Source organism: Pseudomonas sp. KH_017 (assembly GCF_057840285.1).
The window spans coordinates 2,353,259-2,371,011 of the sequence record NZ_CM174509.1 but is presented as its reverse complement, the minus strand read 5'-3'; the positions used below and the strand labels follow the sequence as shown (position 1 = coordinate 2,371,011).

The following is a 17,753-nucleotide window of genomic DNA, read 5'->3' as shown; positions in this document are numbered from 1 at the left end:
TGCTCGCGAAGGCGGTGTGTCAGTCGCCAAAAATGTTGGCTGAGACGACGCCTTCGCGAGCAAGCCCGCTCCCACAGGGGGAGTTGTGGTGTTTAGGAGAGTTCGGTCAGACCAGGCGCAACCGAGGGCCAGACGCCGGCACCGCATCGTCACCCAACCGCCCCCGCACAAACTCCTGGGCCTTGCGCGTCAACTGGTCCAGATGCCGGTCGCGCTGTTTTTCCGCGTCGGTCATGGCCCGCTTGCCATGCTTTTGCAGCAGGTAGGTGTGAATCTGCCGCACCTCCAGCGAACTGTAAATCGAGGCCACATCCAGCAGCGCCATCAAGCCATCGGTGGCGTGGTCGCGGGTGTTCATCAACACCTGGGTCGCACGCACGCCCACCACCTCAAAGCCCATTGCCTCGAAATACGGCACCTTGGCCACCGCGCAGGTCAGCTCGGCATGGGGATAGCGGCCGACCATTTCCCGCAGCATCCGCCGGGCCACGCCCTGGCGCCGATGCTCGGCCTGCACCGCCATGTACGCCACACCGCAGGCCTCCGGGTCGTCCTGTACCGGCAGGTACAGCACAAAGCCCGTCACCTTTTGCGGGTCGTCTTCGTCCGTGGCGACGATCAACTCCACGGCAATGCCTTTTTCACCGTTCAGCGCCTCCAGATACAGGTGCACCTCATAGCCGATCGCGTATTGATAGAGGTTGTACAGCAGGTTGCTGGGCGGGATCGCGACCATGCTGATGTCGGTCAGGTTGTCGACCACCATCTGCAGGATCTGGCTATTGATGTGCTCGGGGCACGAGGTCTTGAAATGGCTGATCAGGGGCATTGCGGTGACAGGCTCCGGGGGCGAGGGCCGCCTATCATAGCGCGCCTGACACCAGCGGTCCGAAGAGTGATGGACACACATCCCCATTGATGGGCCATGCGCATCGCCGGCGGACGCCTGGTTGCGTTTTCAAGGCTGACAACAGTGAGTCAGGTACACTTTGTGCTGGATGAACTGGACTCTTCGCGAGCAGGCTCGCTCCCACAGGGGACTGCGGTTTTGCCCACTCCTCGATCTTCTGTGGGAGCTCGCCTGCTCGCGATAGTGTCCACCATCACACCGGTCCGTGGTGTGACTGGGGGGGGAATGGGTGGGTGAAGGCCCCCAACTTTGAGGATTCCCACCCACAGCGCCACTACGACTAAAGTCCAAACCGCCAGCCTTTTGATATCAAACAACTTTTCGTCTCCCCCAACTTTTCCCCACGATTGGCGCACCTCTTGCACTGAGCGAATGGCGAACGTCAGCCACACCGGCGCGCCCCGAGGGGAACAACATGATAAAAATGCCAGACCTCAAATCGCTCGGCTTTTTCAACAAACCGGGCATCGCCGCTGTGATGCTGATCAACGTCAGCCTCGGTACCGTCAACGCCGTACCGCTGGATGATTTCGGCCCGCCCCCTCCGACGGACCCCTCGGCGTTTACCAACCCGCCGGCCGACCCCAAGGCCGCGGTGGATGCCATAGAGGCCATGCCACCCGCCAACCAGGGCGCCTACGCCCTGCCCAATGGCGTGTTTGGCACCCGCACCACGCCAACGACCGACAACGTGCTGCCACCAGCCCTGCAGACATCCTTCAAAATCCCCACCAATGGCAAGCCCAGCCCATTGTTCGGGGCCCAGCCGTACACTCAGCAACTGCTGCTGTTCGAAGAATTCGGCACGGAAAAACTCGACCCGACACTGCCGGCACCGCCCCTGACCTTCCCGGTTCCGATCGTCGGCCCGGCGCCCACGCAGGACCCGAACAACATCGCCCGCAGCGGTCCTTCGGCCGCGGCGCTGGAAGCCTTCATGCGCCAGCCGGGGCTGTACCCGTTTCCGTCGCAGTTTTCCAACGTGCTGGACCGCAACCCGTGGAAAGCGCAAATCGAAGCCTTCCTCAACCGCCATCCGGTCGGCTCGCCGGCCGAAGGTCGTCCGCCAGGAAAAGGCTGGTCGCACCAGCGCTGGAACGAGTTTTACCCACAGGTCGCCTTCAAGACCGCTCAAGCGGGCGCCAAGCTCAACGGCGGCATGCGCGACCGCCGGCAGTTGCACAACTACGCCGTCGGTGAGTTCGGGCCTGGCGGGCTCTACAACCAGACCTCGGACAACCCGATCATTGCGGGCACCACCAAAGGTATCGATACCCGTTTTCACCCCAACATGCCGATTCAGAACCACAAGGCGCTCTGGACCTTCGACGGCACCTTTCCGCCAAAACTGCTGATGGTGCGGTACGGCCAACCCGTGCTGATGCGGCACTACAACGCCCTGCCGATCGATCCGTCGGCCAACATGGGTTTCGGTCTGCACACCCTCAGCACCCACGAACACAACGGCCACTCCCCGGCCGAAAGCGACGGCTATGCCAATGCGTTTTTCTTTCCGGGGCAGTACTACGACTATCGCTGGCCGATCCAGTTGGCCGGTTATGACACCATCAACACCAGCGCTCAGGATCCGCGCGCGGCGTTCCCCTGCGCCCCGGGCGAAACCCTGTATGTCAACGATGCCACTCCGGGTCTCAAGACCTGCAACAACGGCACCATCAAGATCCGTGGCGACTGGCGCGAAACCATGAGCACCCACTGGTTCCACGACCACATGCTCGATTTCACCGCGCAGAACGTCTACAAGGGCAGCGCGGTGATGATGAACTACTACAGCGCCCTGGATCGTGGCAACGAAGCGCTGCAAGACGGCGTCAACCTGCGCCTGCCCAGTGGTTCGGCATTGCCTTGGGGCAACCGCGACTATGACGTCAACCTGATGGTGGCCGACAAGGCCTGGGACACCACTGGCCAGCTGTGGTTCAACCCGTTCAACACCGATGGTTTTCTCGGCGATCAGATCCTGGTCAACTGGCAGTACCAGCCACGCCTGAATGTGCGCGCGCGCAGCTATCGTTTCCGTATTCTCAATGGCTCGGTGTCACGTTTCTTCAGGATCGCGCTGGTGCGTGAAATCGTTGGCACCGGTGGCGAATTCCCCGGCCCAACAGGCTCCGGCCTGTCCTACACCCGCGTGCCGTTCCACTTGATCGCCAACGACGGCAATCTCATGGAACATGCCGTGCCGTTCGACGGCAGCATGGACCTGGATGCCGACGGCGATGTGCAGGACCACAACGCCATCCTGCCCGCCCAGGGCATCGCCGAGCGTTTCGACATCATCGTCAACTTCGCGAAAAACGGGATCAGCACCGGCGACAAGCTGTACTTCGTCAACCTGATGGAGCACCACGACGGCAAGGGTCCGGAAAGTCTGCCGCTGAGCCTGGCCGATGTCCTGTCCGGGACGTACAAGGCGGTGCTCAAACTGGGCAGCAAAGGGCTGGAATGGGACGCCGGCGACCCGGCGGTGGGCAAGTTCATGCAGCTGGTGGTCCAGCCTTATGCCGGCCAGGACGTGAGCATGAACCCCGCCGACTACGAACCCGCCAAACCGGGCAAGGCGGCGGGTAAAACCATGATTGCGCTGACCCTCAACCGTGACGACCCGACGGTGCAGGCCACGCTCAAGGCGGCGCGGCATCGCGAGTTCACTTTCGGCCGCTCCGACGGCACCGACGAAGAACCCTGGACGATCAAGTCCGACGGTGGGTTCGGCTTCCAGATGGACCCTCGAATCATCAGCGCCGCTCCGCAACTGGCCACCGGCCCGACCCCTGCCGGGTTCTCCGGCGACGGCACCCTGGAAGTGTGGAAAATCAGGAACGGCGGCAACGGCTGGAGCCACCCGGTGCACGTGCACTTCGAAGAAGGCATCGTCCTCAACCGCGACGGCAAGGCGCCGCCGGAATGGGAAAAATGGGCGCGCAAGGACGTCTATATCATCGGCCAGGGCATCGACAGTTCGGTGGACGTGGACATAGCGATCCGCTTCCGCGAGTTCGCCGGGACCTACATGGAGCACTGCCACAACACCCAGCACGAGGACACCTCGATGCTGCTGCGCTGGGATGTCGAGCACCCCGGCCAGTTCCAGTTGATGCCAACGCCCCTGCCTGGCTGGGACGGCGTCACCTACGTCAATTCCGCCGCGCTGCCGACTTTCCGCACTGGCGATAGACGTGAAGAGGACGGCGATAACCAAAAACCGATTGCCAACCCCGACAGCGCCATCAGTAACACCGGCCAACCGGTGATCATCAACGTGCTGGCCAACGACAGCGACCCTGACGGTAACGTGCCACTTAAAGTGGTGGGCCTGGAGCAACCGGACTCCGGCAAGGGCGTGGTCAGCACCGACGGTCTGCGCGTGACCTACACACCACCGGCCACGGTCCCCGCGCCGTTCACCGCGACCTTTTCCTATAGCGCCAGCGATGCCAGGAACGCGGAGTCGGCACCGGCGACGGTGTCCGTGGCGGTCTCGGCAGCGATCAACGAGAGCCTGATCGTCACCAGCGCTACCGTCACCGCCCGCAGCAACAGCCGCTGGTATTGGGTCCTGTCCGGCACCACCTCGCGTGGCGCGGGCAATACCATCACGGCGACTGCCACCACCACGACCGGTACGGTGAACCTTGGCGCCGCCGTCCTGACGCTTACGCCTACAGGCGCGCGCTGGAACATAGCGGTGACAACCGCCGGCAGTGGTCCGTCGCCGAGCCCGACAGCGACCATCAAATCGGCCTTCGGCAAAACCGTGACAGTGCCGATAAAGGCGAACTAGAGCGGATTGATCGACGCCCGGTCCATGCAATGTGGATCGGGCGTTTTTCTTTTGGGCGGCGTACTCAGATTTTGCATTCACCAAAGATCAAATGTGGGAGCGAGCCTGCTCGCGAAAGCGGAGTGTCAGGCGACATCTCTACGACAGGTTCGCCGCCTTCGCGAGCAGGCTCGCTCCCACAACAGGAATGTCGTTGACCGGAAGTTAACGTTCGGCCCCACTCACCGCTGCGGCGCCACCATCCGAAAACGGATATTGATCTCGTTGGACACCACACTGTCCGCCCACTCGCCCTCGCCGATCTTGAAGTCGTCACGCTTGAGCACCAGTTGGCCCTCGAAGATGCCGATGGCGCTCTCAGATTTCAGCAGCACCGGTACACTCACTTCCCGAGTAAGCCCCCGCAGGGAAAGTTTGCCGGTGATGGTGTAGCGGTTATTGCCCAGGGCCTTGATGGACGTCGACTCGAAGGTCGCCACCGGATAAGTCGCGGTGTCGAACCACGCCGGTTTTTGCAGCTCGGTGTTGGCGTCGCTGCTGCCGGCGTCGATGCTTTTCAGGTAGATGGTCAGCGCGGCATGGGCGGCGCCGGGGTTATCGGTGTCGAAGTCGAGTTTGGCCTTGAACTTGCCAAAGGTGCCGAAGGCTTTCGAACCCATCTGCACATAGGTGAAGCTCAAGGTGCTGGCCCTGGCGTTCACATCCTTGTATTCCACGGCTTCAGCAAACGGCACCAGGCAGAACACAAAGGTACCGGCCAGAGCGACGCAACACGCGGATCGAAGGTTCATGGCACTCTCCGGGAGGGCTCCCGTCTTGAGTTGGCGTGCCGCACAGATAGGGTGGCATCAGATGACTAAAGCAAACAACCGGCTTTTATTCCACCTCACCCGCTGATTTGCGACCACCTGCCGATGGCCTTCCGCGCTACCCGCACTCCCCGCGTTGCCACGCCCGCTGCAACAGGTCGATCACCTCGGCATCCGAGGTCTGGGAAAAATCCATGTACCAATGGCCAATCGACATGAACCACTCGGGTATCAGCGGGCAGATCAACTCATCCACCTCGCTGCGCAGCGCCTGCACCGTTTCGATCGGCGCCACCGGCACCGCCACCACGATGCGCGATGGCCCCTGCACCCGCAGCGCCTTAATCGCCGCCATCATCGAAGCGCCGGTGGCCAGGCCGTCGTCGATCAGGATCACCACCTGATCCTTGAGCTGCACCGCCGGCCGCGTGCCGCGGTAGACCTGTTCGCGGCGCAGCAGCTCGCGGCTTTCCCGTTCGACCACGGCGTCGAATGCAGCCTTGGCAATCGGATGCACCCGCAGCGCCTCTTCGTTACGAATCTGGATGCCACCGCTGGCAATCGCGCCCATGGCGTACTCCGGGTGGGACGGCACGCCGAGCTTGCGCACCAGCATCAGATCCAGGCGAACCTTCAGCGCAGTGGCCACTTCATAAGCCACCGGCACGCCGCCACGGGGCAAGGCCAGAACGATAACGTCGGGGCGATTGGCGTAAGGCAGCAACGGCTCAATCAAACGCCGCCCGGCCGCTGGCCGGTTTTGCAGGATGGAATGGGACAAGGGGCTCATCTGAAAACCTCCCCAGGCGATTGCGCCTGTCGGTGAGTTCTGCTCCCACTGATGAAGTGCCTGATTTTCAGTGTGCACAAGACTACAAACACCACCGTCCCTGTGGGAGCGGCGATGCGGCGATCCGACTTGCCCGCGAAAGCGTCAGCACAGTCAACATCTACACCACTGAACCACCACAATCGCGAACAGGCAATCAAAAAACCAACTACACCAACCGCTCAATCTTCTGATGCTGCCACACCACTTTGTAATACAGCGTCTGCAACGCCAGCATCCCCAGATACGCCACCGGAAACGCCATCCACACCCCTTGCAGCCCGAACTTCGCATCCAGCAGATACGCCGCCGGCAACTGAATCCCGACCACGCAGACAATGGAAATCGCCACCGGCACCATCACCGTGCCGCTGGCGCGCATGATGCCGCCGATGATCGCCTGGAAGCCGAACACCAACAGGCTCCACAGCATGATGTGTAACAGGTGCTGGGCCATGGTCCGCGTCGTTTCTTCGGTGAGGAACGATGCCAGTAACCAGTGCGACAGCAAATACCCCAGCACCACCAAGCCACCGGTCAGGCACACGTTGATCATCAACCCCGTACGTAAAATCGGCCCCATGCGCTCGATGCGCCCGGCCCCGATCGCCTGCGCTCCGAGGATCGACGCGGTAATCGCAATCGACAACGCCGGGAACTGCACGTAATTGACGATTTGCGTCACCGCGCCATACGCCGCCGTCGCCTGGGAACCGTGCTGGTTCACCAGCGCCAGAATCACCAGCTCCGACAGCGACAACACCACCATCTGCAACCCGGTGGGCAAACCGATGCGCAGCACCTTGCCGAGAATCGCCATGTCCAGCTTCATCGCCGCAAAGAACTCGCGGTCCGGCGCCAGCGGATGGCCCTTGCCAAGCAAGCGCCACGCCAGCAGCCCCATCGCCACCAGGTTACCCACCAGCCCGGCAACCGCCGCACTCTGAATCCCCATCGGCGCAAAACCCAACCACCCGCGAATCAACGCCGGCGTCAGCGCCAGCCCCACGCAGGTCGACACCACCAGCGCCAGCAACGGCGACAACGTATCACTGACCCCGCGCAGCAACTGCGTGAACAACACAAACACCAACAGCGACGGCATGATCCACAACATCACATGGGCATACGCCACCGCATCGTCCAGCACATCCGCCGGCGTCCCCAACCCCACCAACGCCGACCGCGCAAACACACTCCCCACCACCGCCGCCACCAACCCGATCAACACCCCCAGCAACAACGTCGCCCCGGCAATAGCCTTCACCAGATGCGTCTCCCGCGCCCCCCACGCCTGCCCGATCAACACCCCCGCGCCGGCACCAAGGCCGATCACCAGGGCGATGAAGAAAAACACGATGGGAAACATCCCCGACACCGCCGCCAGCGCCTGGGTGCCGAGCATCTGGCCGATGTAGATGCTGTTGACCGTGCCGGACATGGATTGCAGGAAGTTCGACAGGACCATCGGGGCGAGGAAAAGGAGGTAGGTTTTCCAGAGGGCGCGTTGGGGGTTGGGGGTTTGCATTCGGGAAGGTCCATCTCGACGGCATGAGCGATGATTAAGGATAGCGTGGGAGGCTGAATCCAAGGGGCCGTGAACATCTCAGGTCTGTGTTTATATTTCCAGTGACGTTATGTGAAAGATCTGAAGTTTCATCGTCGCGGATCTTACGTCAGCCTCGGAATTCCTCACCTTGCCCATGACCTTGATGAAGCTTATAGTCCGCCCCGTCGCCCAAATAGCGACCAGGTTTGGCGACCTGTTCGATCGGATGCAAAAGCACTGTGCTTTTTTGCAGATGCTGTTGCACCTTCGCAAAGCTGTCTTTATGGCAGCTGTGCGCGGGAGACCTTCGGGTCTGCCGGTTTTCCGATCCCGGTTCGCCAACCTGCGTACAGCTGTCACCCATTCGTTTGGCGACGAGTGAGGGACAGTCAACCTTTGCACTGATCGGAGTTTCTTCTATGGAAAGATACATGCCCCTCACCGGAATCGACCTGGTTCCGGCCTCCCTGCTCATCGACACCCAAGCCCCACTCGACGTCCTGCAAGCCATGGCGGATTACCGTATTCGGACAGTCACACAGGTGCTGGAAAACATTGCCTACCGATCCGAACTCGGTTGCGACACGGTGGTGCTGGAGGACTTTTCCAAGCTGCTGGTCATTCCATTGCGCGATGGTTGTGATTTGATGGATGTGATTGGGCGACGGTTTCGGGCGCAGGCTGCGGAGTAAATGAAAATGGGTGCTCTTGCGCCCATTTTATTGCTACTCCAGAAAGGGGTTACCCGTCAGCTTGATTCGAGGCCGCGAAAAACCAATCAGGCGAAGATACTCAATATACCCGTAACAAAGAGAAGAGCCGCTGCGACAGCGGCTCAACCTGGGAAACCTTCGATGATTTAAACGACTGGACAAGGGAACCGGACGACTACGAAATAATGGCTACTGTCACCGTTCTCTGGCACCTGCGTTCAGGCACTTGGTGCTGTCAGTCAAAGGTATATTTGCCTTCTAGCATGAATGCCGGCTCTCTCCAGTTGGGCCCTCTCACAACTCCGCCCCCACTATATTTGATAAAACCGGCATCACACATTTTATGGACAAGGTTCAATAACCCTATGTTGTTCTCCACATGCGCCCAGTTAGCCAGATTATAAAGGCCATCAAGCCGAGGAAAGGAGATGCCTAATTCATTTTTGGTAAGAAATAGAATTACCTCTTCAGGTTTTTCGTTAAGTACGATGGTTGCAATGACGCTCATTATTTTACCCCTCCAAGTTCCTTGTACTCTCGTTCACTTTGTTTTCGATCCGCTTCTATAGCATCAGGCGTATAGAGCAGTTCAAAAGCATCTTTGACTTTGTAGTCCTCCAGCGTCGCGGCGTGAGTATTGTTCCAAATAACACCGTCATCCGAGTTTACACCGTCAGCTACACCTAATGCTCTGAAATGTTCGAGCTCTCTGATTTCATGAGTATAGAAGCGTTTGTCCACATCTGTGATTACCAATTCACCCAGCAGAATTTTTTTCAAGCGATCAATCATGATGGCATTGGCATCCGAAGACCTGAAACGTCCCGTATGTAATTTGACCAGGTCAATACCCGTTTGGCTCACGGTAGCACTTGTCCAATCGAGATCGAGAATTGGGCCTCCAGCTTTGGCAGGATTGAAAAATCGACCGCTGTATTTTCCCTTGGTGGTTGCTCCCTCATAAGGACTATTAAAAACAACGTAGATTGGCGGCAGACCGCTTTCAATCGGAAAGCAGTAAATGCAATCCCTGAAATCAGGCAATTCGAACGCGGGTAAGGTTTCAGGCTGCACAAGCAATGGCGACAGCGTAACTCCAGTGTAAGTCGGTACTTGCGCAGGTCGGGCGGGCGAAGTTGTCGATCCGTTTCCCAAGTGAATAATGGGAAAACTGAGGATATTGGGCGGTGTATCGTTTGACGTGAAACTGTAGCTGCTGGTCGTTGGATCGAATGCCAATGCTCGCACTGGCACTTCTGCCGAGACACTCCCTCCAGCCGGGGTTGCAACAAGTGTGTATTGGTTAAGGTCGCCAAAAATCCGATAAGGAAGGTCAATGGTTCCTTCGGTAGCGGCGATTTCATTCAGGTTTGACGGCAGCTCTGGTAAAAAAGTGCTACCGGACAGTGTGAGAACTGTTTGAGGAAAGCGTTCGCCGTTAGCAAGAGCAGGTGAATAGAACAAGGCCCCGATCCCAACAGCAGTGGCCCGACTGATAAGTGCTTCCCCCAAACCTGCCAACAACTGAATGCCTTCATGGATCACTGCCCTGAAGGTCCAACCATCGGCGACATGGATGGCAATGGCACCCGCCACAGTTCCTGCCTCTGCACCATTACCAATGGGTAACCTATAGGTGTAAGCAACTTCGCCCCTTGCCAGGGCGCGATGGATTTCAGTGTCTGCAGTTGTGGAAGCGTCCTCCAGAATGGGGATGGCTTCGACCAGGATTCGTTTCACGTAGGCGGCAGTTAGCGATAATAGGTATTCTTCATAAAAGCTTTGTCGCACTGCCATATCGTCTTCTGCATCCGCATTCGATGCAAATACAGCGGCACTCATTTTCCTGTCTAGCGACAATGCGTCTAAACCATTATATAGTAGTGCATCGTGCCAACTTCTATGGATTCTGGCCCTTTGCAGAAGCTCTACGATGATCGCTTTCTTTTTTAAGGCAGCTTCCAATGCATTGAACTCCTGCCCGTCAATGGCTGCGACTATGCGTTTTTCTAGATAATCTCGAACATTCGGTGTAGCACCAGAAAAAACACTCGTTATCTGATCGTGCACCGAAAGCCCTATCGCCTCCAACTTTTGGTATGCGTTACTGGGGTTTTTGGTACTCTCAATACTATGGGGCGTAGTAACTGCCGGGACAGTCCCATCCCAAAACAAAATACTATCGAAGCTTGAAGGAAAAACTTGGGCTTCTGTAGCTTGAACCTGTCGAGACCCAGGCGTCATTAAAGGTGAATAATGTGTAATTGGATTTTGCATATAGCACTCCATGCAACAATATTAATTCCATAAAATAGACAGAACAAAAGTTATGCCGCAACAACGTAGCAATTTCAATACTTCAATATTTACTGCATGCATCGCGCGAAAAATAGCATTAGGCCTAAACAACCTCTGCGGCTTCCAGCAAAATCCTCACAGTTGGCCATTCCGTTGCACGATGGTTGTGACTTGATAGATGTGATTGGGCGGCGGTTACGGGCGCAGGCTTCTGAGTAAAGGAAAGCGGGCATCAAAGGTGCCCGTTTTTTTTCTGACGAGAAAAGTGGTTTACTTGTTCTGAGGCCCGATCCTGGCGAAGCGCGCCAGGCTTCATCTTTTTTTCGTCGGTTTGACGCATGGATGCCTTATGGAGATGAACCGTACAAAGCAGTTAGTCCGTGGATCAACTCAACACAACACCCCTCTTGAGCTCCTCATCCATGTGCTGGAGGCATCTCTCGAATTGATATCGCTTCCTGAGAATGATTTCTGCTGGTCTTTTTGGGCCGACAGCGATGAAGCAAAAGCAGAACTGGAGCGGTTGATCAACTCGCTTAGAGCTGGGGTGCTGCCCGCAAGAACCCACTTTGCTGTACTTTTTGCGCCAACAGGTCCGCTGCAAGAACTCAGTCTCAGTAGTGGATGGGCGGAAACCTTTTTGAAAGTCGCCAGTAAATATGACGAGGCAGAGGCACGGTTGTGGTGAGGGAATGATGCCGGCTTGGCGTATGCCAGAGTCGCAACACCAAGCACTTCCAATGATGGCTTTGGATCGTTTTCAGCGCTTCGGGGCAGGCAAAAATCGGCCAGAAACAGCCTGTCATGACCGGCAGAGAACGGCCAGAAGCGGTCACTCACAGCAGATGTCGATATCAGCCTTGTTCGATAAAGGATAAGAATCCAGTTTAGCTTTTGACGCTTGCCCACTCTTTAAACAGCTTTGGAAAGCCGACACCGGCGAAGTCATCGCCTAACCTGCGAGCTCGGCCCGTTCAGATTCATCCAGGTGCTCCAGCAGCACCGCTATCGTTGCATCCCGCAACTTGATTGCCTCTATCCAACCCGGTCCCTGCGCCGACAGCGGGGGGCAGACATTGACGTGGATTGCACCGTGGCGCGGGAACCACTGTCCGTCGCGCAGCACCCTGCGCGTGCCGCGGATTGCGACCGGCAGCAGCGGCACGCCGACACGCGCGGCGAGCACGAAGGCGCCCATGTGGAAGGTGCGCAAGCCTGGCTCTCGGGTAAAGGTCCCCTCGGGGAAGAACACCAGCGGCTGGCCAGTCTGTAGCGCCTCGGCCAGGGGCTCGGTGTCTGCGGCGCTGCGCTGCAGGTCGAAGCGTTCGACGAAGCGGGCGCCGAGCTTGCGCAGGAACAGGCCGGCAATCCACTGGTCAGCCAGTTCGCGCTTGGCAACGAAGCTGAACTGCGGCGGCAAGGCTGCGCAGAGAATGACGCCATCGAGGTAGCTGGCATGGTTTACGGCCAGCACGCTCACCCCTGACTCAGGCAGGCGCTCCAGCCCCGTGACGCTGAACGGCACCCCCGCCAGGCGCACGAACAGCCGTGCGGCCGCGCGGGTAAAGCTGCGGCACCAACGCTGGCGCGGCAGGATCGCGACGCCCAGCCAGGTCAGCGGTGTGACCAGCCAGAACAGCAGCCAGATGTAAGCGGCATACAGCGCAGCGCTGCAGGTCCGCCAACTGCGACCGAACTGCCCACGTACAGCCTGCAGCACCAGGCGCAGTAGCTGGCGCCACACGGCGAGGTGCGGCCGATCCACTTCGCCGCGCTCATACAGTTCACGGCTGGCAGCACGGCGAATCTTGCCACTGGAAGTCTTCAGTACGCTATGCGGTGGCGCCAGAACGATATCGTCGGGTGGCACACCGGTGAGGTCGACCACAATGCGGTTGACCTCCTGCTGCAGGCGTTGCCGTGCGGCAGCTTCCTTCTCGTAGCTTTCTGCCAACACCACCAGGCGCTCGGTGCCGGTGGCCGGGTCAGGACTGCCGAACACCGCGATGCAGCCTTTGCGCAGACCGGGCAAATTGCCGACCGCCGCTTCGACATCATAGGGGTAGATGTTGCGCCCGGCACGGATGATCAGGTCCTTGGCGCGGCCGGTCAGGTAGACCTCACCGCCGGCCATGTAGGCGAAGTCGAGCGAGTCGAACCAGCCATCGCGCAGCACCCGGCGGGTCTCTTCGAGGTTACGGTAGTAGCCACCGGTGGTGGACGGCCCGCTGAATTGCAGGTGACCTTCGCTGCGCTCGGGGAGTTCGACCCCGCGGCCATCGACGATGCGAATCTGATGGCCCGGCAGCGGCCGGCCGCTGGAGACGAAGCGTAGCGTCGCGCTGGCGTCCGCTTCGGCGGGCAGCGCATTGCCACGGGCCTGGAACGCCTCGCGCTGCACCCTGTCGATCAGCGGCCCTCGGTTCAAGGGAGGAAAGGCCACGCCCAACGTGGCCTCGGCCAACCCATAGACCGGCGCCAGCGCGGTGGGCGCCAAGCCATAGCGAACGAAGCGTTCGGTAAAGCGTTGCAAGGTATCCGGGCTGACCGGCTCGGCACCGTTGAAGGCCACGCGCCAACTGCTCAGGTCCAGACCCTCGAGGTCGCCGTCAGCGAGTTTGCTCAGGCACAGTTCGTAGGCGAAGTTGGGCGCCGCCGACAACGTGCCGCGGAAGCGGTCGATGGCCCATAGCCAGCGCGCCGGCCGCGCAAGGAAAGCCAGCGGCGACATCAGCACCAGGCTGTAGCCGTAATACAGGCTGCCCAGCCAGGCACCGATCAGGCCCATGTCGTGGTACATGGGCAACCAACTGACGAACACGTCCTGTGGCCCCACGTTCAGAGCCCCACCCATGGCGCGCAGATTGGCCAGCAGACTGGCGTGGCTGACCATAACGCCCTTGGGCTGTCCAGTGCTGCCCGAGGTGTACTGCAGGAAGGCGAGGTCATCCGGTTGCCGCGCGGGTGTGATGCACTCGCCCCCCTCACCGGTCAACTCGGCCACGGTGGCAATGCGAGTCAGACTCGGAACCTGCGGTTGGAGCAGTCGGGCGAGCAGCTTCGCTTGCGTCACGGTAATCAGCACTTTGACTTCGGCGTTGCGCAGGATGCCAGCCTGGCGGCGCAGATGATCCTCTATCTGCGACAGGCGCAGCGGTGGGTAGATGGGCACCGGCACACCGCCGGCCAACAGAGTTCCGAAAAAGCCATGGAGAAAGTCGCGCCCGGTGGGCAGCATCAGGGCCACGGTCTGACCCGCCTGCAAGCCACTGCGTTGCAGTCCTGCGGCCACGGCCAGAGCGTCCTGGTGCAAGGCGCCATAGCTGATGTCCTCCGGCTGCTCACTTTCATCCAGCAGGCGCACATGGGGATGTTGCGGCTGATGGTGCACATGCCATTCCAGCACCTCGATCAAGGTCCGCGCGGAGTCAGGAGCCTGCCCCGTTGCTGTCGGGGCCTCGCTGGCGTCGCTGGAGGACAACGGGCGTACCGCCTCGGCCCCCTGTCTGCGGTGTAGCACGCGCAGTACATCGCCGGGGGTGTCCGCCGAGGCGAACAGGGTTTCCGGTAAGCGCACACCGAATTCGTGCTCGATACGTGACCACAACTCGACCCGGGCCAGGCTGTCTACGCCCAGGTCCCGGTCGAGCACGCTGCGCAAGGTGACTTGCAAACCTTCTGCCGCCTGCGGGCGCAACTCGACCACGGTGCGCTGGACAATTTCGAGCAATTTTTCCGCGTCCCCATCGGAATGGGGAACGGCACGGGTTTCTGGAGGCGGACGAGACATCGGCGGCCCCTCATGACAGGACACTCTGTGTGTAGATCCTTGCCAATTGCCATTATGCGCCTATGGCGGCGACTGGGAATGCCATCAGCGATTGCAGAGCTCGCAGGATGTGTAGGAGCAGCCGGTCGACGCTCGATTGCTCGCGATGGACTCCAGGGCCGCGCGTTTATTCAGAAAACACGCGTTATCGTTAACGTCCATCGCGAGCAGTCGAGCGTCGACCGGCTGCTCCTACTGGTATTAGGGCTAGGCTCTTAAGGACCCAGCGCCTACAGAGAGATCGCCATGCCAGCCAGCCTTGCCCCAGGAGTGACACGCCGAGAAGTCTGGGCCTGGGCGATGTTCGATTTCGCCAACTCCGGCTACACGACGGTGGTGATCACCGCCGTGTTCAATGCCTACTTCGTCGCGGTGGTCGCCAAGGGCGAAGCCTGGGGTACGCTGGCCTGGACCAGCGCCACCGCTCTGTCCTATGTCCTGATCATCCTGACCGCGCCGCTGATCGGCGCCTATGCCGACGCCTTCGCCTGCAAGAAGCGCCTGCTGCTGTTCAGCACGGTCGGTTGCGTCGCCTTCACCTCTGGACTCGCGCTGGCCGGACCGGGGGAGCTCGGTATCGCGATCCTTTTCATCGTGCTATCCAACTTCTGCTTCGGCAGCGGCGAGAACCTGATCGCCGCCTTCCTGCCCCAACTCGCCCGTGCAGATGCCTTGGGCAAGGTGTCCGGTTGGGGCTGGGGGTTGGGCTATATCGGCGGTCTGGTCAGCCTGGGCGCCTGCCTGGCCTTCGTCAGTTGGGCCCAGGCGCAGGGCCAGACTGCGGCGCAGTTCGTGCCGGTGTGCATGCTGATCACCGCGGCGTTGTTCGCTGTAGCCAGCGTGCCGACCTTCCTGTTCCTGCGCGAACGCAGCCAGCCGCAGCCCGGGCGCGGCGACACGCCTATCCCACAGGCGGCGCTGGCGCGCTTCGCGCAGACGCTGCGTGAAGTCGACCGTTATCGTGACCTGCTGCGCTTCCTTGCCTGCACCGTCTGCTATCAGGCCGGTATCTCGGCGGTGATCACCCTGGCTGCCATCTATGCCAATCAGGTCATGGGGTTCAGTACCCAGGACACGCTGCTGCTGATCTTCGTAGTGAATATCACGGCCTCCATCGGTGCCGTGCTGTTCGGTTGGCTGCAGGATCACCTCGGCCATCGCGCCACGCTGGCGCTGACCCTGGTGGGCTGGCTCGGTATGGTCGGTCTGGTCTGGGTCGCGCGCGGCCCCGAGCTATTCTGGCTGGCGGCCAACCTCGCCGGTCTGTGCATGGGCTCCAGCCAATCGGCTGGCCGCGCGATAGTCGGACTGCTGGCGCCGCCGACGCGCCTGGCGGAGTTCTTCGGCTTCTGGGGGCTGGCGGTCAAACTGTCGGCAATCCTCGGCCCCATGACTTACGGCCTGACCAGTTGGCTGTCCGGCGGCGATCACCGCCTGGCGATGCTGATCACCGGCAGTTATTTCGTGGTCGGCCTGCTGATCCTGGCCGGCGTCGACCTCAAGCGCGGGCGGCAGGCAGCTATCAGCCATACCGAGAGTCTCGCAAAGTGAAAGGGGGAATATCATCTGGGTACCATTACGCTCAAAACGACCTTCAAACCACGACAGGAAAAAAGAGTTTTTCCGTCTCGGAATTCAAAGATCTAACGGTCCAGAGCACGGAATCCAACAAGAATATAAAGGCCGCCATCGGCCTGGGCATTGCGGGCGCGATGTTGTTGGGGCCGGTCGGTGCCATTGCCGGCTATCTGCTCGCGGGCCACAGCACGGAAGTGACCTTCATGGTCACCCTTAAGGACGGTGGCAAGCTCTTGGCGGCAACCGATGGCGATACCTACCGGGATATCTCGGCACGCGCCCACAAAAAAAACCGCCCCAGTCGCTGAGGCGCTCTTTGCGAGTCATTTAACAGCGAATCCATTTACTGATCCGCTGTCCCCGTAACGGCGAAAATGTTGCAGGGCACTTTATATAGAACATGCTCCGTCGTACTGCCCACCCATTTGCCCAGCCCCTTGCGATGCGCATTTCCCATGACGATCACATCGGCCCGGTGATGCGCTGCAAAGTCGGCCAGCGCTTTGCCAGGCGGCCCTTCAACGAAGTGTTGTCGCTCATTGGGCACGCCGTAGTGGTCGGCCAGTGCGATAAATGACTTTTGCAGTGACTTGCGCACATCGCTGCTGAAGCCCAGCATCGTCACTGCACCAGCGCCTGCGTCGGATATATGTGTCTGCGATAGATCGTAGGCATGCAGCAGATGCAGCTCCGCGTTGCATTGCATCGACAATCCGTTCGCCGCCTGGATGATGCGGTCGTTGATGCCCGTGATCTGAGTCTCGGGTTGTGATGGATCGACTGCCGCCACTACCACTCGCGGAAGTGGGCACCTGACTTCGCCCACCAGATGCACAGCCACTGGACACTCGCGTAACAGATGCCAATCCAGAGGCGTAATGAAAACGCGTTTGAGCGCTGACTCGTGCTGCACGTCCTTGATAACCAGATCCGGCTGCATTTCTGCCACATGCTGAAGTATTTCTTGCAGCGCGGTTCGCGTAACAAGCACTTCGGTACTCACCTTGACCCCGCGCCCGCGGATTAGATCGGCCTCATCCTTCAGCCACTTTTCGTTCTCTTGCTGACAGGCCTCACGAAAACGCGCACCGGCGCTCATCAAGCCCAAGAGGTTGGAGTCTTCGATAAACACTGTGATGTGCAGCGCAGCGCCAGTGGCCTCGGCAATGGCGACAGCTCGCTCCAACGCCGGGGTGTGACGCATGGCTGGACCGGCTATCAGTAAGAGTCGTTGATATTGGCTCATGTAACACCTCCAAACGTTCCGGGATATCCAGCTCCCCCAGCGCTCTCGCCTGTCACACCACCGACGATTTACTATCGCCTCAACTATCTGGATCGACACTATCAATATACGCCTGGATTCCAGCAGCTGTCGGTCAGCGGCAACAACGTACAAACATTTGCTTACAAAAGCGCCGTTTGCTAAAAAC

The 17,753-nt window shown here is 59.7% G+C and carries 13 protein-coding genes and 1 pseudogene; 5 read left to right on the top strand and 9 right to left on the bottom strand.

The genetic code is table 11. From position 1 onward, the window contains the following. Window positions 1-106: 106 nt before the first annotated feature. Window positions 107-829 (bottom strand): GNAT family N-acetyltransferase, encoded by a 723-nt coding sequence (locus tag AC3IT6_RS10760; protein ID WP_489355364.1) that lies wholly within the window; start codon window positions 827-829, stop codon window positions 107-109. 496 nt (window positions 830-1,325) lie between these two features. Here AC3IT6_RS10760 and AC3IT6_RS10755 point away from each other — a divergent pair, with 496 nt between their 5' ends. Beyond that, a complete protein-coding gene (locus tag AC3IT6_RS10755; RefSeq protein ID WP_489355361.1) occupies window positions 1,326-4,715 on the top strand; it encodes an Ig-like domain-containing protein in 3,390 nt (1,129 codons plus the stop codon). 221 nt (window positions 4,716-4,936) lie between these two features. Here the strand turns inward: AC3IT6_RS10755 and AC3IT6_RS10750 are convergent, their stop codons facing one another. From AC3IT6_RS10750 to AC3IT6_RS10735, 4 genes are all read right to left on the bottom strand, one after another. Next, a complete protein-coding gene (locus tag AC3IT6_RS10750; RefSeq protein ID WP_489355359.1) occupies window positions 4,937-5,506 on the bottom strand; it encodes a YceI family protein in 570 nt (189 codons plus the stop codon). 136 nt (window positions 5,507-5,642) lie between these two features. Next, on the bottom strand, window positions 5,643-6,314 hold the full coding sequence (locus AC3IT6_RS10745) for a phosphoribosyltransferase (RefSeq protein WP_489355357.1): 672 nt from the start codon (window positions 6,312-6,314) through the stop codon (window positions 5,643-5,645). A 208-nt stretch (window positions 6,315-6,522) separates the two neighbouring features. Further along, entirely contained in the window at window positions 6,523-7,881 is a 1,359-nt protein-coding gene (locus AC3IT6_RS10740; protein WP_489355355.1) for an MATE family efflux transporter, read from the bottom strand. A gap of 148 nt (window positions 7,882-8,029) precedes the next feature. Then, a complete protein-coding gene (locus AC3IT6_RS10735; RefSeq protein ID WP_489355353.1) occupies window positions 8,030-8,335 on the bottom strand; it encodes a hypothetical protein in 306 nt (101 codons plus the stop codon). Here AC3IT6_RS10735 and AC3IT6_RS10730 point away from each other — a divergent pair. Continuing rightward, on the top strand, window positions 8,322-8,594 hold the full coding sequence (locus tag AC3IT6_RS10730; RefSeq protein ID WP_489355351.1) for a hypothetical protein: 273 nt from the start codon (window positions 8,322-8,324) through the stop codon (window positions 8,592-8,594). The genes AC3IT6_RS10735 and AC3IT6_RS10730 overlap by 14 nt on opposite strands. Before the next feature lie 256 nt (window positions 8,595-8,850). Here the strand turns inward: AC3IT6_RS10730 and AC3IT6_RS10725 are convergent, their stop codons facing one another. Then, on the bottom strand, window positions 8,851-9,123 hold the full coding sequence (locus AC3IT6_RS10725) for a hypothetical protein (RefSeq protein ID WP_102670468.1): 273 nt from the start codon (window positions 9,121-9,123) through the stop codon (window positions 8,851-8,853). Continuing rightward, the gene (locus AC3IT6_RS10720) at window positions 9,123-10,892 is read right to left on the bottom strand and encodes an S-type pyocin domain-containing protein (RefSeq protein ID WP_489355349.1); all 1,770 of its coding nucleotides are present in this window, start codon (window positions 10,890-10,892) and stop codon (window positions 9,123-9,125) included. Before AC3IT6_RS10720 ends, AC3IT6_RS10725 begins: the two co-directional genes overlap by 1 nt. A gap of 370 nt (window positions 10,893-11,262) precedes the next feature. On the opposite strand from AC3IT6_RS10720, the gene AC3IT6_RS10715 reads away from it, so the two are divergent. Further along, complete coding sequence (locus AC3IT6_RS10715) at window positions 11,263-11,601, top strand: hypothetical protein (protein WP_489355347.1); 339 nt, start codon at window positions 11,263-11,265, stop codon at window positions 11,599-11,601. Between the two features lie 264 nt (window positions 11,602-11,865). Here the strand turns inward: AC3IT6_RS10715 and AC3IT6_RS10710 are convergent, their stop codons facing one another. Then, complete coding sequence (locus AC3IT6_RS10710) at window positions 11,866-14,703, bottom strand: AMP-binding protein (protein ID WP_489355345.1); 2,838 nt, start codon at window positions 14,701-14,703, stop codon at window positions 11,866-11,868. A 285-nt stretch (window positions 14,704-14,988) separates the two neighbouring features. On the opposite strand from AC3IT6_RS10710, the gene AC3IT6_RS10705 reads away from it, so the two are divergent. Both AC3IT6_RS10705 and AC3IT6_RS10700 read left to right on the top strand, forming a co-directional pair. Further along, the gene (locus AC3IT6_RS10705) at window positions 14,989-16,293 is read left to right on the top strand and encodes an MFS transporter (protein ID WP_489355343.1); all 1,305 of its coding nucleotides are present in this window, start codon (window positions 14,989-14,991) and stop codon (window positions 16,291-16,293) included. 15 nt (window positions 16,294-16,308) lie between these two features. After that, window positions 16,309-16,628, top strand: a pseudogene (locus AC3IT6_RS10700) (hypothetical protein). 35 nt (window positions 16,629-16,663) lie between these two features. Here AC3IT6_RS10700 and AC3IT6_RS10695 read toward each other — a convergent pair. Continuing rightward, window positions 16,664-17,566: a universal stress protein gene (locus AC3IT6_RS10695; protein ID WP_489355341.1), complete on the bottom strand. Its 903-nt coding sequence runs from the start codon at window positions 17,564-17,566 to the stop codon at window positions 16,664-16,666. Between the last annotated feature and the right edge of the window lie 187 nt (window positions 17,567-17,753).